Source organism: Aeromonas bivalvium, from assembly GCF_046078285.1.
GTDB lineage: Bacteria > Pseudomonadota > Gammaproteobacteria > Enterobacterales > Aeromonadaceae > Aeromonas > Aeromonas bivalvium.
In genome coordinates, this window is sequence record NZ_JBGXBV010000009.1 from 124,933 (window position 1) to 138,970 (window position 14,038).

14 protein-coding genes are annotated in these 14,038 nt (G+C 64.9%); 8 read left to right on the plus strand and 6 right to left on the minus strand.

What is annotated here, in order from left to right:
• Window positions 1–36: 36 nt before the first annotated feature.
• Genes ACEUCR_RS17430 through ilvG form a run of 3 tightly spaced genes read right to left on the minus strand, consistent with a single transcriptional unit; the run spans window position 37 to window position 2,903 of the window.
• Window positions 37–969, minus strand: a complete 933-nt coding sequence (locus tag ACEUCR_RS17430; RefSeq protein ID WP_408791624.1) for a branched-chain amino acid transaminase — start codon at window positions 967–969, stop codon at window positions 37–39.
• 12 nt (window positions 970–981) lie between these two features.
• Window positions 982–1,245: an acetolactate synthase 2 small subunit gene (ilvM, locus tag ACEUCR_RS17435; RefSeq protein ID WP_041998968.1), complete on the minus strand. Its 264-nt coding sequence runs from the start codon at window positions 1,243–1,245 to the stop codon at window positions 982–984.
• Entirely contained in the window at window positions 1,242–2,903 is a 1,662-nt protein-coding gene (gene ilvG / locus ACEUCR_RS17440) for an acetolactate synthase 2 catalytic subunit (RefSeq protein ID WP_408791626.1), read from the minus strand. Before ilvG ends, ilvM begins: the two co-directional genes overlap by 4 nt.
• Before the next feature lie 383 nt (window positions 2,904–3,286).
• Between ilvG and ACEUCR_RS17445 the strand changes: the two genes are divergently transcribed.
• The 3 genes from ACEUCR_RS17445 (at window position 3,287) to ACEUCR_RS17455 (ending at window position 6,778) form a co-directional block, all read left to right on the plus strand.
• Window positions 3,287–4,801, plus strand: coding sequence for a YifB family Mg chelatase-like AAA ATPase (locus tag ACEUCR_RS17445; RefSeq protein WP_408791628.1), 1,515 nt, complete (start codon window positions 3,287–3,289; stop codon window positions 4,799–4,801).
• Window positions 4,802–4,921: 120 nt separating this feature from the next.
• On the plus strand, window positions 4,922–5,821 hold the full coding sequence (locus tag ACEUCR_RS17450; protein ID WP_408791630.1) for an acyltransferase: 900 nt from the start codon (window positions 4,922–4,924) through the stop codon (window positions 5,819–5,821).
• 9 nt (window positions 5,822–5,830) lie between these two features.
• On the plus strand, window positions 5,831–6,778 hold the full coding sequence (locus ACEUCR_RS17455; protein ID WP_408791632.1) for an acyltransferase: 948 nt from the start codon (window positions 5,831–5,833) through the stop codon (window positions 6,776–6,778).
• Here ACEUCR_RS17455 and ACEUCR_RS17460 read toward each other — a convergent pair.
• The gene (locus ACEUCR_RS17460) at window positions 6,721–7,215 is read right to left on the minus strand and encodes a DUF523 domain-containing protein (protein ID WP_408791634.1); all 495 of its coding nucleotides are present in this window, start codon (window positions 7,213–7,215) and stop codon (window positions 6,721–6,723) included. The genes ACEUCR_RS17455 and ACEUCR_RS17460 overlap by 58 nt on opposite strands.
• Before the next feature lie 75 nt (window positions 7,216–7,290).
• A complete protein-coding gene (locus ACEUCR_RS17465; RefSeq protein WP_041998953.1) occupies window positions 7,291–7,941 on the minus strand; it encodes an NUDIX hydrolase in 651 nt (216 codons plus the stop codon).
• 74 nt (window positions 7,942–8,015) lie between these two features.
• Here ACEUCR_RS17465 and ACEUCR_RS17470 point away from each other — a divergent pair, with 74 nt between their 5' ends.
• The 5 genes from ACEUCR_RS17470 to phnE all read left to right on the plus strand — a co-directional run bounded on the left by ACEUCR_RS17470 (window position 8,016) and on the right by phnE (window position 13,223).
• Window positions 8,016–8,642, plus strand: a complete 627-nt coding sequence (locus ACEUCR_RS17470) for an isochorismatase family protein (protein WP_041998951.1) — start codon at window positions 8,016–8,018, stop codon at window positions 8,640–8,642.
• 101 nt (window positions 8,643–8,743) lie between these two features.
• On the plus strand, window positions 8,744–9,922 hold the full coding sequence (gene pncB, locus ACEUCR_RS17475; RefSeq protein WP_408791636.1) for a nicotinate phosphoribosyltransferase: 1,179 nt from the start codon (window positions 8,744–8,746) through the stop codon (window positions 9,920–9,922).
• A 126-nt stretch (window positions 9,923–10,048) separates the two neighbouring features.
• The gene (locus tag ACEUCR_RS17480) at window positions 10,049–10,894 is read left to right on the plus strand and encodes a putative selenate ABC transporter substrate-binding protein (RefSeq protein ID WP_041998944.1); all 846 of its coding nucleotides are present in this window, start codon (window positions 10,049–10,051) and stop codon (window positions 10,892–10,894) included.
• Complete coding sequence (locus ACEUCR_RS17485) at window positions 10,891–11,670, plus strand: phosphonate ABC transporter ATP-binding protein (RefSeq protein ID WP_408791638.1); 780 nt, start codon at window positions 10,891–10,893, stop codon at window positions 11,668–11,670. The genes ACEUCR_RS17480 and ACEUCR_RS17485 overlap by 4 nt, the downstream gene beginning before the upstream one ends.
• On the plus strand, window positions 11,664–13,223 hold the full coding sequence (gene phnE / locus ACEUCR_RS17490; protein WP_408791640.1) for a phosphonate ABC transporter, permease protein PhnE: 1,560 nt from the start codon (window positions 11,664–11,666) through the stop codon (window positions 13,221–13,223). Before ACEUCR_RS17485 ends, phnE begins: the two co-directional genes overlap by 7 nt.
• Window positions 13,224–13,316: 93 nt before the next feature.
• On the opposite strand, the gene ACEUCR_RS17495 is transcribed toward phnE, so the two are convergent.
• Window positions 13,317–13,925: a thiol:disulfide interchange protein DsbA/DsbL gene (locus ACEUCR_RS17495; protein ID WP_408775698.1), complete on the minus strand. Its 609-nt coding sequence runs from the start codon at window positions 13,923–13,925 to the stop codon at window positions 13,317–13,319.
• Between the last annotated feature and the right edge of the window lie 113 nt (window positions 13,926–14,038).

Here is a 14,038-nt window from a genome sequence, read left to right on the forward strand (position 1 = left end):
CGCCGTTGCATGGGGGCAAATGCTGCCCCCGCTGATTCAATCGTTAACTGGGGTCAACCAGTTCCATTTGTCTTCGGTCTTGCCGTTGAACAGGCCGAAGAAGGCGTTCTGCAACTGCTCGGTCACGGGGCCCCGGCTGCCTGCGCCCACCTGCATCCGATCCACCGAGCGCACCGGGGTCACCTCGGCGGCCGTGCCGGTCATGAAGATCTCGTCCGCGACGTACAGAGCCTCACGGGGCAGTGCCTGCTCGCGCACCTCGTAACCGAGATCGCGGGCGAGGGTCATGATGGTGTCGCGGGTGATGCCGGGCAGGATGGCGGCGGTGGCGGGCGGGGTGAACAGCACGCCGTTCTTCACCAGGAAGAGGTTCTCCCCCGCCCCTTCGCTCAGGTAGCCGTTCACATCCAGCGCCAGCCCCTCGGCGAAGCCGTTGCGCTTGGCCTCGCGACTGATCAGCTGGGAAGAGAGGTAGTTGCCGCCCGCCTTGGCGCCTGTGGGTATGGTGTTGGGGGCGAGCCGGTTCCAGGAGGTGACGCACACATCCACCCCGTTTTTCAGCCCCTCTTCGCCGAGATAGGCGCCCCAGGGCAGGGCCGCAACGATCAGATCCGCCTTGGCATCCAGCGGCGGGTGCAGCCCCAGCCCCACGTTGCCGACAAAGGCCAGCGGGCGCAGATAGCCGCTTTTGAGGCCGTTCTCGCGCACCACGGCGCGGCAGGCATCGTTGACCTCGGCCTCGCTGTAGGGCACGTCCATCCAGTAGATCCTGGCGGAATCGAACAGGCGGCGAGTGTGCTCCTGCAGGCGGAAGATGCAGGTCCCCCTGGGGGTGTCGTAGGCGCGCACCCCCTCGAACACCGAGGAGCCGTAGTGCAGGGCGTGGCTCATGACGTGCACCTGGGCATCCTGCCAGGGCACCAGTTTGCCGTTGAACCAGATGTATTGCGGATGTGAAGGCTGTGACATTGGCTTTGCTCCTTAAGCGCTGATCCGGGGTTGCTGTTCCAGTGCATCGACCCGGGAGACATCCACCAGCTTGACCAGCTGGCTCCACAACTGCTGGATGGGACGCACCGACTCGACAGTAACCGTGATCCGCAGCTGTTGGCAATCCTGCTCCATATGCAGGGCATTGAGAGCGAAGCCGCGGTGGCGCACCACCCGCAACACCCGCTCCATCACTTCGGGTCTGGACTGGGCGTGGATCCGCAGGGTGTGCTGATGCTGACTGTGCTGGTTCATGGGCGTTGCTCCATCATCTTGTGGTTGGCGACTCCCGGCGGAACCAGGGGCCAGACATTTTCTTCCTCTGAAATGGCCACATGCAGCAGGTAGGCACCTTCGCTCGCCAGCAGGCGATCCAGTGCCGGACCTATCTCTTCCTTGCATGTGATGGTCTCGCCAGGGATGCCGAACGCGGCAGCCAGGGCGACGAAATCCGGGTTGTCGGACAGGATGGTCTCGCTGTAGCGGCCGTCGAAGAACAGCTCCTGCCACTGGCGCACCATGCCGAGGCGCTGGTTGTCCAGCAGCACCATCTTCACCTTGAGCCGGGCGCGGCGTATGGTGCCGAGCTCCTGCACGTTCATCATGAAAGAGCCGTCGCCGCTCACCAGCACCACTTCGTCCTCGGGGCGCGACATCTTGGCGCCGATGGCGGCGGGCAGGCCGAAGCCCATGGTACCGAGACCGGCGCTGGAGAGGTGGTTGCGCGGGCTGGTGAAGCGCATGTGCTGGGCCACCCACATCTGGTGCTGACCCACATCGCAGGCCACCACGCTGGTCTCGGGCAGCCGTGCCGAGAGCTGCTTGAGCAGGGCCGGGGCATAGATGGCCTGACCCGGGTGGTCGTAGCGGAAGGCATATTCGCGAGCCATGGCGGCGCAGTGGGCGCGCCAGGGGTCGATGGCCAGCGCCATGGCCAGGGCGGGCAACACCCGCTTGAGATCAGTGGTGATGCCCACATCGGCGGCGCGGCGCTTGCCGAACTCGGCGGCGTCCACGTCCAGGTGGATCACCCTGGCCTCGGGGGCGAACTCCTCCAGCTTGCCGGTCACCCGATCATCGAAACGGGCGCCCACCACCACCAGCAGATCGCACTGCTGCACCGCATAGTTGGCGGCCTTGGTGCCGTGCATGCCGAGCATGCCCAGATAGACGGGGCTGTCGGGATCCAGCGCCCCTATCCCCTTGAGGGTGGTGACCACCGGCATGCCGGTGGCAGCGGCAAAGTCCCGCAGCGGCTCTTCCGCATTGGCCATGCCCACACCACCGCCGACATAGAGCACCGGGCGATCGGCACCGGCCAGCAGGGTACGGGCCTTTTCTATTTCATGTGAGCCAAGCTCGGCCGGATTGAGGGGTTCGATCTCCTCCACCGCACACAGCGGGCTCTGGGTCGGCACGGTGGCGAGCTGCACATCCTTGGGAAAGTCGATGAGAACAGGACCCGGACGACCCTCGCTGGCGATGGCGAAGGCTTCCGCCAGCACCCGACCCAGATCGGCGGGATCCGTCACCATGAAGGAGTGCTTGGTGCAGGAGAGGGACATGCCGAGTACGTCGACCTCCTGAAACGCATCCGTGCCGACGGCGGCGCAAGGCACCTGACCGCTGATGGCGACCAGGGGCACGGAATCGAGCAGCGCCTCCGCCAGGCCGGTCACCAGGTTGGTGGCCCCAGGGCCCGAGGTGGCGATGCAGACCCCCACCTGGCCGGAGGCGCGGGCATAACCCACGGCGGCCATGGCGGCACCCTGCTCGTGACGGCAGAGCTGATGGGCCAGGCCACCGTCATACAGGGCGTCGTAGACCGGCATGATGGCCCCGCCCGGGTAACCAAACACCTGGGTCACACCCTGTTTCTTGAGAGCCTGTACCAAAAACTGCGCGCCGTTCATGTGGAAATCCTGTCCTTTGGTCGAAAAAAAACCCCCGGGCCGTGAGGCTCGGGGGTCGCTTGTTTCGTTCTGTCCGGTGGTGGGTCTATCCCTTGTTCCGTGCAGCTAAACGAGCCCCGAGCGGTGAGATAATAATCACCACTAGGACCACAATAATGCTGACGAAACGGGAGGCCATGTTCATAGTTACAACCGGAAATCCTGTGAAATTGGGGCGGTTTGCACCGCGAATGGCTATTAGAACTAGCATGATGGTTTTTATCAGGCAAGCATTTATTACATTACAAGCCACTAATTTTAACTATGTCAGCCGAATAGGGCTGGCATAAAAAACTGACAAATTGCAGTTAGTCAGAACATAACTCAACTCAAGGATGGGGTTTATGTCATTAGCTGTGGTTTATAGCCGTGCCAGCCTGGGGATCCAGGCACCGCAAGTCACGGTGGAGGTACACCTCTCCAACGGCCTGCCCGCCTTCAACATGGTGGGCCTGCCGGAAACCTCGGTGAAGGAGTCACGAGACAGGGTGCGCAGCGCCCTGCTCAACGGCAACTTCGAGTTCCCCTCCAAGCGCATCACCGTCAATCTCGCTCCCGCCGATCTGCCCAAGGAGGGAGGGCGTTTCGATCTGGCCATCGCCATCGGCATTCTCGCCGCATCCAAGCAGATACCGGCAACATACCTGCTGGATCATGAATTTTTGGGCGAGCTGGCCCTGACCGGCGAGATCCGCCCCATCCAGGGCGTGCTGCCCGCGGTGCTCGCCTGCCGCGATGTCGGCCGCACCCTGCTGGTGCCCAGTGCCAACGGCGCCGAAGCCGCCCTCATCCAGGATGCCGAGGTGCGCTGTGCCCACCAGCTGCTGGCGGTGACCGCCTGGCTGGCGGGCCAGTACGAGCTGCCCCTGCCCCTCTCCCAGCCGGATAGCGAGGAACGTCTGGTGGCCGATCTGCAGGATGTGATCGGCCAGTCCCAGGCCAAGCGGGCGCTGGAGATCGCCGCCGCCGGCAGCCACAACCTGCTGTTCATCGGCCCGCCCGGCACCGGCAAGAGCATGCTGGCCAGTCGCCTGCCCGGCATCTTGCCACCGCTGAGCGAACAGGAGGCGCAGCAGACCGCCGCCATCCACTCCATCGGCGGCCTCACCCCCCGCGCCGGTCACTGGCATCACAGGCCCTATCGCACGCCTCACCACAGCGCCTCTGCGGTGGCTCTGGTGGGCGGCGGCAGCCATCCGAGACCAGGGGAGATCTCCCTGGCCCACAACGGCGTGCTGTTTCTCGACGAGTTGCCTGAATTCGAACGCAAGGTGCTCGACGCCTTGCGCGAGCCGCTGGAGACAGGCCACATCACCATCAGCCGGGCAGCCCGCCAGGTGGATTTCCCCGCCCGCTTCCAGCTCATCGGCGCCATGAATCCCAGCCCCTGCGGCCATTTCGGTGACGGCATGAGCCGGGCCAGCCCGGATCAGATACTGCGTTATCTTGGCAGGCTCTCCGGCCCCTTCCTCGACCGATTCGACCTGACGGTGGAGGTGCCGCTACTGCCCAAGGGCAGCCTGACCGGCAAGGCGCAGCGAGGGGAGTCGAGCGCTCAGATCCGCGAACGGGTCCTGGCCGCCCGTGGACGCATGCTGAGCCGCAATGGCAAGCTCAACAACCTGCTCGATAGCCGAGAGATCGAGGAGGTTTGCAGATTATCGCCGCAGGATGCCGAGTTTCTCGAGACGGCAATCCAGCGGCTGGGTCTCAGCATCCGGGCCTGGCACCGCATCCTGCGGGTGTCCCGTACCCTGGCCGATCTGGCGGGCAAGGCGGACATAGAAAAGGGGCACCTGGTCGAGGCCCTGGGCTATCGCGCCATGGACAGGCTCCTCAGCCGGCTGCGCAGCGGTTGAACCTGTCGAGGTGCCAGCCCAAGGCTCGCTCCCCCTTGGTCTTGGCCCGACTCGGCTGCTAACATGGGCACACATCTGACCACTTAATCACACCCTAGTCGGCAAGACGGACGCGACCCCATGCAAAACAAGCTGATAGAGCGACTGCGCGGCAGCCTCTCGACCCTGCTCTATTTCATCAATACCCTGTTCTGGTTCATCCCCGTGCTGTTGCTGGCCCTGCTCAAGCTGATGGTTCCGCTCACCCCCTGGCGCAGGAGATGCACCGCCTTGCTCGATGGCTGCGCCGGTCACTGGATCCGGTTCAACAACCTGGTTCAGCAGAGCCTCAGCCAAACCCGATTCGAGGTTACAGGGCTGGACAAGGCCAGCCTGCAGCAATGGTATATGGTGATCGCCAACCACCAGTCCTGGGTCGACATCCTGGTGCTGCAGCGGGTGTTCAATGGGCAGATCCCCTTCCTGAAATTTTTCCTGAAAAAAGAGCTGATCTGGGTGCCCTTTCTCGGACTGGCCTGGTGGGCGCTGGACTTCCCCTTCATGCGGCGATATTCGAGAAAATTGCTGGAAAAAAAGCCGCATCTGAGAGGAAAAGACATAGAAACAACCCGGCAGGCCTGTGCCAAGTTCCGCCACATTCCGGTGAGTGTGATGAACTTCGTCGAGGGCACCCGCTTCACCGCCCACAAGCATGACAAACAGGGTGCCCCCTATCGCCACCTGCTGCACCCCAGGGCCGGCGGCATCGCCTTCACCCTGGCGGCCATGGGCGGCAAGTTGCACCAGCTGGTCGACGTGACCATAGGCTATCCGGGGGGGATCCCGAGTTTCTGGGACTTCATGTGCGGGCGGGTTGAGACCATTCGGGTCAGGGTACGCTTCCTGCCCATAGAGCCTCATCTGGTGGGGGACTACTTCAATGACCCCGAGTTCCAGCAGGGGTTTCAGCAGTGGCTGAACGGGATCTGGCGCGAGAAGGATCAGACCCTGACCCAGCTGCTGGCGGACAAGACGCGGTAAACGACGCCCATGCTAAGCCTGCTCCCCGGCCCCCTGGTGCTGCTCATCAGCGCCGGCCTGACCATCCTTTTCACCGCCTTGTGCGCCAGCCTGATCCTGCTGGTGTCGCTGGCCAAACTGCTGCTGCCCATCCCGGCCTTTGGCCGCGCCTGCAGCCGCCTTAACAACCGCTTAATGAGGCTGTGGCTGGGTTGCAACGCCCTGGTGATCCGCCTCACCACCCGCATCGACTGGCAGCTCGAGGATGAGACCCGGCTGCGCAAGGATGGCTGGTATCTCATCATCAGCAACCACATGAGCTGGGCCGACATAGTGGTGCTGGGACACCTGTTTCGCGACCGATTGCCGGTGCCCAAGTTCTTCATGAAGCACGAGCTCATCTACATACCGCTGCTGGGGCTCGCCTGCTGGGGGCTCGACATGCCCTTCATGCGCCGTTACTCACGGGAATTCTTGCTGAAGAACCCGCACCTGCGCGGCAAGGATATCGAGACCACCCGCAATGCCTGCGAGCAATTTCGCCACATCCCCACCACCGTCATCAACTTCGTGGAGGGGACCCGCTTCACCGAGGCGAAGCGCGACGCTTCCCGCTCGCGCTTTCGCCACCTGATGCCACCCAAGGCGGCAGGTCTGGCCTTCACGCTGGCAGCCATGGGCGATCAGTTCGACAGCCTGATCAACGTCACCATCAACTATCCCGACAACCAGGAGACGCCGTTCAAGGATGTTCTGATGGGGCGCATGAAGCGCATTCAGGTGCGCATCGAGGAGTGGCCGGTGGATGAGGCACTGGTGGGGGACTACTTCAACGACAAGCAGTTCAAGCGCGGTTTTCAGGCCTGGCTGAACCAGCGCTGGCAGGAGAAGGACGACGTGCTGGAAGAGTGGCAGCGAGCTCAGGAGCCCGCTGCTGTGGCCGCCAAAGCGAGCGCCGATGCCAGCTCGGGCAACTGATCCTCGCTGAACACCTGAATATCGTGACGGCGCAGCAGGGCCGTGGTCTTGCCCTCCCCTACCATGGAGACGCCCTCGAAGCGGCCGTTGTAGATGCGGCCGCTGCCGCAGGAGGGGCTCCCCTCCTTGAGCAGGGCGAAGCGGATCCCCTCGCGCCGGCAGAGCGCCAGGGCCAGCTCGGCGCCATGGTCGAACTCCGGGGTGACATCGAGCCCGGTCACTGTGATCACCCGCTCCCCCTGCCGCTCGGCGGGCGGGCGCGGCGTGGGCAGGCCCCCAGCCACCTCGGGGCAGAAGGCCAGGGCCCGCCCCTCGGCCCCGAGCGCCTGCAGCCAGTCGCTGACGATCCCCTTGCTCTGGCCGTCATAGCGCACCGGTTGTCCCAGCAGGCAGGCGCTGACCAGCACCCTGGTCTGAGTGGGTCTTGCTTCCTTCATGATTCGACCTCCAGTCGGTTGATGACGCCCCATGGTCCCGGCACCTTTCTCCATCACGGTGCGCCTTGTGCGGCCTCAGGCCTCGGCGCCATGCATCAGCTGATCGAACAGGATGCAGGGCGGGGCATCGAGCCGATAGAGGCTGGCAGGCCTCTGCTTGCCGGTGCGCTTGCGGCCCGTGTCGGCCAGGATATTGGCGCGATGGATCCGCTTGCGAAAGGCCGCCGTGTTCATGGGTGTCTGCAAGATGATCTCGTAGGCCCGTTGCAGTTCGGACAGGGTGAACTCGGCGCCGAGCAGCTGCACCGGCAGCGTGCTGTAGCGGCTCTTTATCTTGAGCCGCTCCAGCCCTTTGCCGATGAGGCGAGCATGGTCGAAGGCCAGGCTCAGGCCCTCCAGGGCGGTGAGGGGATGCCACCGGCCCCGGCTCGGCACCGTATCGGGCCCCACCAGGCACAGATAGACCAGAGTGGTGGACCAGCCGCGAGGATCCCGCTCCTGATCCCCCAGGGTGCAGACCTGCTCGCTGTAGCAGACCCCCAGCCCCCACTCCGCCAGCAACCGCTGCAGGGCATCGTCCAGATCCCGGTCACGACCTTCATCGATGCGTCGGGCCGGCAGTTGCCAGCAACGAGCAAAGGGCTGGCGTTGGCGCGGCTCGAGGAGCAGCTCGAGCCGCTCCTCGTTCAAACGCAGCACCACCATGTCCAGACTCATGCTTGGCATCTCGATCGTCTCGCTCGCCTTCCATTAATGTTTGGTAGATAATATCACATAGATAATATGTGCAGGAGTCAATCATGGGAATCATCGCCAGCCTGGATATAGACGCGCAGAAGGGATTCACCCCCCTCTGCCCGCAGGAGCTGCCCGTGCCCGGCGGGGATGAGATAGTCGCCGCCCTCAATGCCCAGGCCGCTCTGGCCAGCGTGCGAGTCGGCAGCAAGGATGCCCACTCGGCGAACGCCATCTGGACCACAAGCCCGCCCTTCACTCCCCTGCCCCATGCCAATGCGGATCTGAGCTGGCCCAGCCACTGCGTGCCCGGCACCCCGGGCTTCGAGCTGCTCGACGGCCTGCCCGCCCCCATCGATTACGACTTCTTCGTCTGGAAGGGGATAGAGCCAGACCTGCACCCTTATGGCGCCTGCTACCACGATCTGGCCGGGCGACGCAGCACCGGCCTCATCGAGTTTCTCCGCAGCCGCGGCGTCACCACTGTACTGGCCGGCGGCCTGGCCACCGACTACTGCGTCAAGACCAGCGTGCTGCAACTGCGTCAGGCCGGTTTTCGGGTCATAGTGCATCTGGCCGCCTGCCGCGGCATAGCCCCGGATACAGTTGCCAGTGCTCACACCCAGATGATCGAAGCCGGGGCCGAGCTGGCCCAGACCCTGATCGATGTACAACGCCTGCTGGATGCCTGATATGCCGCCCATTCTCAGCCACCAACCCGACGCCGGCGCCTGCACGTTACACATGCAGCAGGGGAGCACCATCGTGCTCACCAGTCTGCGAGGAGCCTGATATGCCTCCAATCCTCACCAGCCTGCTCGACACCGACGCCTACAAGCTGCATATGCAGCAGGCCGTCTATCACCGCTATCCCGATGCCGAGGTGGTGGCCGAGTTTCACAGCCGCAACGAGGAAGATCTGCTGCCCATGATGGGCCAGATCGAGGAACAGCTGCGCCTGGCCGGCTCTCTGCGTCTGAGCAGGGCGGAGGCCGACTTCCTGGCCGAGCGTCCCTTCTTTGGCGCCGACTATCTCGATCACCTGCGCCGCAAACCGCTGGACGCCTCCCTGCTCAAGGTGTTCGAGCAGGATGGCCGCATCAATGTCCGGGTCGAGGGGCCCTGGCAGGACGTGATCCTGTGGGAGATCCCCGTGCTCGCCACCATCAGCGAGATGCGCAACCGCTTCCGCTATCCCCAGTTCGGGGTGACCCAGGCGCTGGCGCGGCTGGACCAGAAGATCGACAAACTGGAGCGGGACCTGAGCCCGGCGGAGATGGACGAGTTCCACCTCATCGACTTCGGGACCCGCCGCCGCTTCTCCCACGCCGTCCAGGATGCCGTGGTGGGTCGTCTCCAGCAGCGCCTGCCCTGTTTTCGCGGCACCAGCAACTATCAGCTGGCCCAGAAGTACCAGCTGCCCGCGGTCGGCACCCAGGCCCACGAATGGTTCCAGGCCCACCAGCAGCTCGGCTTCCCCCTGGCCCTGAGCCAGCGCGCCGCCCTCACCAGCTGGCTGGACGAGTTCAGCAGCCACCTCGGCATCGCCCTGACCGACTGCATCACCATGGATGCCTTCCTCCATGACTTCGACTTCGATCTGGCCAGCCGCTACCAGGGCCTGCGCCACGACTCCGGCGATCCCGTGGTGTGGGGGGAGAAGGCCATCAGCCACTATCAGCGGCTCGGCATCGACCCCACCGGCAAGACGCTGGTCTTCTCCGACGGCCTCAACCTCGACAAGGCGGTGGCGCTGTTTCGCCACTTCCGCGGCCGCATCAACACCAGCTTCGGCATCGGCACCCAGCTCACTTGCGACCTGCCCGGGGTGACCCCCATGAACATCGTGTTCAAACTGATGGAGTGCAACGGTGGCCCGGTCGCCAAGATCTCCGACAGTCCGGGCAAGACACTGTGCCGGGATGCCGAGTTCGTGCGCCACCTCAAACGGGCCTTCCACCTCTCCCGCTGAGCACGGAGCGCCCCCACGATGGGCCGCACTGGCGTCCGCGACCCGGGATGAATACCATATGTCGATACCAGGCCCGCCCCGGCGCGGGCCTTTTTGCTACCCGCCCCCCCATGAAAGGAAAACCCTATGCTGAAGAAATGGATGCTTCCCCTCACCGCCCTCTTTGTCAGCCTGAGTTCCAGCGCCGCCGAGCCGCTGCGGGTCTCCGCCATTCCCGATGAGGCGCCCACCGAGCTGCAACGCAAGTTTGCTCCCCTGGGGGACTACCTGGCCGAGCAGACCGGGCGCGACGTGGTGTTCGTCCCGGTCAACGACTACGCCGCCGTGGTCGAGGCCCTGGCCGCCGGCAAGATAGACATGGCATGGCTGGGTGGCTTCACCTATGTCCAGGCCCATCGCCGCGCCGACAAGGTGGTGCCCCTGGTGCAGCGGGCGGAAGATGCCCAGTTCACCTCCAAGTTCATCGCCAACGCCGACAGCGGCATCGAGACCCTCGCCGATCTGAAGGGCAAGGACTTCGCGTTCGGCTCCCCCTCCTCCACCTCGGGTCACCTGATGCCGCGCCACTTCCTGGCCGAGCAGGGCATCAAGCCCGAGCAGGATTTCGCCCACGTCGCCTTCTCCGGCGCCCATGACGCCACCGTCGCCTGGGTCGCCTCCGGCAAGGTGCCCGCCGGTGCCCTCAACGCGTCGGTCTGGGACAAGCTGCTGGAAGAGGGCAAGGTCGATACCAGCAAGGTGAAGGTGATCTGGACCACGCCGACCTATTTTGACTACAACTGGACGGTGCGCGGCGACCTGGACCCGGCGCTGCAAGCCAGGCTCAAGCAGGCCTTCCTGGCTCTGGACCCCAGCGTCCCGGCCCAGGCCGAGATCCTCAAGCTGCAACGGGCCAGTCGCTTCATCGAGACCCAGCCCGAGAACTATCAGGGCATCGAAGCCGCCGCCGTCCAGGCTGGTTTGCTGAAGTGATTGCCGTCGACCTGCACCAGGCCAGCCTGCGGTTCGGTGAGCTGCCCGTGCTGGCAGAGATCAGTCTGCAGGTCCGCGCCGGTGAGCGGGTCGCCGTGATAGGGCCGAGCGGGGCGGGCAAGACCAGCCTGCTGCGCCTGCTCGCCACCGAACTCAGGGCCGACAGTCCGGGGGCCCTGCGGCTGTGGCAGCAGGATCCCTGGCTGCTCTCGAGCCGGCAGCGGCAGCGGCTGCGCAGCCGCATCGGCATGATCTGGCAAGCGCCGCCCCTGCCGGATTCCCAGCGCGTCATCACGGCCGTGCTGGCGGGTCGGCTCGGCCAGTGGTCCCTGCCCAAGGCCCTGCTCTCCCTGCTGCGCCCCCGGGATCCTGCGGGAGCCCGCGCCGAACTGGCACGATTGTCCCTGGCCGACAAACTGTACCAGCCCTGCGGGGCCCTCTCCGGTGGCCAGCGCCAGCGTGTCGGCATCGCCCGTGTGCTCTATCAGGACCCGGACCTGATGCTGGCCGATGAACCTGTCTCGGCCCTGGATCCCGTGCTGGCCGAGGCCAGCATACTCACCCTGCAGCAGCAAGCGGCCGCACGCGGCAGTACGCTGATCACCAATCTTCATGCGGTGGATCTGGCTCTGCGCCACTTCCCGCGCATCATAGGCCTGCGTCAGGGCCGCATCCTGTTCGACTGCGCCGCCGAGGCGGTCACCTCCGCCATGCTCGCCGAGCTCTATGGCAACGAGTCGCCCGGCAGCCTCGCAGAGCAGATGCCGCCGTGCTAGCGCTCCCCCTTGCTCTGCGCCGGCCCCTACGCCACCCCTGGCCCTGGCTCTTGCTGCTGGCTCTCTACGGTCTCTGGCAGGATGCCGCCAGCTGGCGCGCCCTGCTCGACCCCGCCAGCTGGCGGCAGATGGGCAACTTCGCTGCCCATAGCTGGCCACCGCGCCTGGATCAGGACTTTCTCGCCCTGACCCTGAGAGCCAGTCTGGAGAGCCTGGCGGTCGCCACCCTGGGATTGTTCGGGGCTCTGCTGCTCGGGGTGCCCTTCGCCCTGCTGGGCTCCCGCGCCCTCTCCCTGTCGCGGATCGGCGCCCTGCCTGCTCCGCTGCGCAACGGTCTGCGCGCCCTGTGTCGACTGGTCGCCATCCTGCTGCGCAGCCTGCCCGAGCTCATCTGGGCGCTGCTGTTCGTGCGCCTGTCCGGGCTCGGCCCCATGGCCGCCATCCTGGCCATCTCGGTCAGCTACGGCGGCATGCTGGCCAAGGTCTACAACGAGATCATGGAGAGCGGGGCCCTGCAACCGGCCCGGGCCCTGCTGCTCGGCGGGGCCGGCCGGCTGCAGGCCCTCTGTTACGGCGTGCTGCCCGCGGTGCGCCAGGAGCTGCTCTCCTATACGGTCTACCGCTGGGAATGCGCCCTGCGCGCCTCCGTCATCATGGGCTTCGTCGGCGCCGGCGGCCTGGGTCAGCAGCTCGAACTCTCCCTGCGCATGTTTGCCGGTGGCGAGGTGGCGACCCTGCTGCTGGCCTTCGTGGTCCTGGTGGTGCTGGCCGATGGCCTGAGCGCCTGGCTGCGCCGCAGCCGCGCCCCGGGCCTGCTGCTCTGCGCCCTGTTGCTGCTCGCCAGCCTGGGGGCCTTCACCCTGCTCGACTGGCGCAGCCTGAGCCTCTCCCTCGGTGGCATGGGGCGCTTCCTGGCGGAATTCCTGCAGCCTGACTGGTCTGCTCCCTTCCTCAAGCTGGTGGCCGCAGGCCTGGTCGATACCCTGCAGATGGCGCTGCTGAGCACCCTGCTCAGCGCCCTGTTGGCCATGCCGCTGGCGGTACTGGCCCGCCAGATCTGGCCGCTGCGTCTGCTGTTCAACCTGCTGCGCTCCGTGCCGGAGCTGATTTTTGCCAGCCTGCTGGTGATCGCCGTGGGATTGGGCCCGGTCGCCGGTGTGCTGGCGCTGACCCTGCACACCACGGGCGTCTTGGCCCGCCTCTTTGTCGAGACCCTGGAGAATGCGGACCAGGCGCCGCGCCGCGCCCTGCAACTGGCAGGAGCAGGACGCCTGGCCAGCTTCTGGTATGGTCTGCTCCCCATGGTGTGGCAACAGTGGCTGGCCTATGGCCTCTATCGTGGCGAGATGAACCTGCGCGCCGCCACCATTCTCGGGGTGGTCGGCGCCGGTGGTCTGGGGCAGCAGCTCTATGTCTCCCTCAGCCTGTTTCGTTACGATCAGGCCGCCACGCTGATCCTCGCCATCCTGCTGCTGGTCTGGCTGGCGGAGGAGCTCAGCCGCCGCACCCGGCTGCCCAGCGTCTCGCGCCCGCAACGGGACTGTCAGGTCTGAGCGCTGGCACTGTCCCTCTCGAACCAGCCTGTTCGAGACCATAAAAAAACGCCCGCCGGTTTGCACCGGCGGGCGTTTTGTCAGGGGCGTCTATCAGTCTTTCTTGGCGAGCAGGAACTTCACCAGCTGATTGAACTGCTCCTGGGAGGTGATGGATTCAATCTTCACCATGTACTTGCCGTTGACCAGGAAGGCCGGGACGCCGCGCACATTGTAGGTCTCTGTGTTGCGGTCGAACTGGGCGACCATGCCGGAGACGGCGAAGCTGTCCACGGCACCGGTGAACTCTTCGGCCGGTACACCGTTGTCGGCGAAAATTTTCTCCACATCGTTGCGGCTCTGGGGGACCTGACGCTTGACGTGGATGGCATCAAAGATGGCTGGGGTCAGCTTGTCTTCAGCCTTGAGCAGGTTGGCAACCGCATAGGCGCGCTGCAGCTCCGGGCCCATCTCGCGACCCAGGAAAGCGACCGGGTTCTTCTTCAGGGTCACCCCTTCCGGCAGGCTCTTCTGCAGATCATCAACGATCGGCTCGAATTTGTAGCAGTGAGGGCAGAAGTAGGAGAAGAACTCCATGACCTCGGGCTGGGCACTGCCGGTCTGTTTGACTACGTCATAGTTGACGCCTTCCTTGAACTCAGGGGCGGCGTGGACCATGGGCATCATCAGCATGGCAGCAAGAAAGCACAGTATTTTTTTCATGATGTTTCCTGTTAAGGGGAAGCAGTGAGGCACGCCCGGAGAACCGAAGCAGTCCAAGCCTATTGTGTCCCCCTGTCGGCGTCAATGGCAAAGGCGGGCGCGTTCAGGCCCGC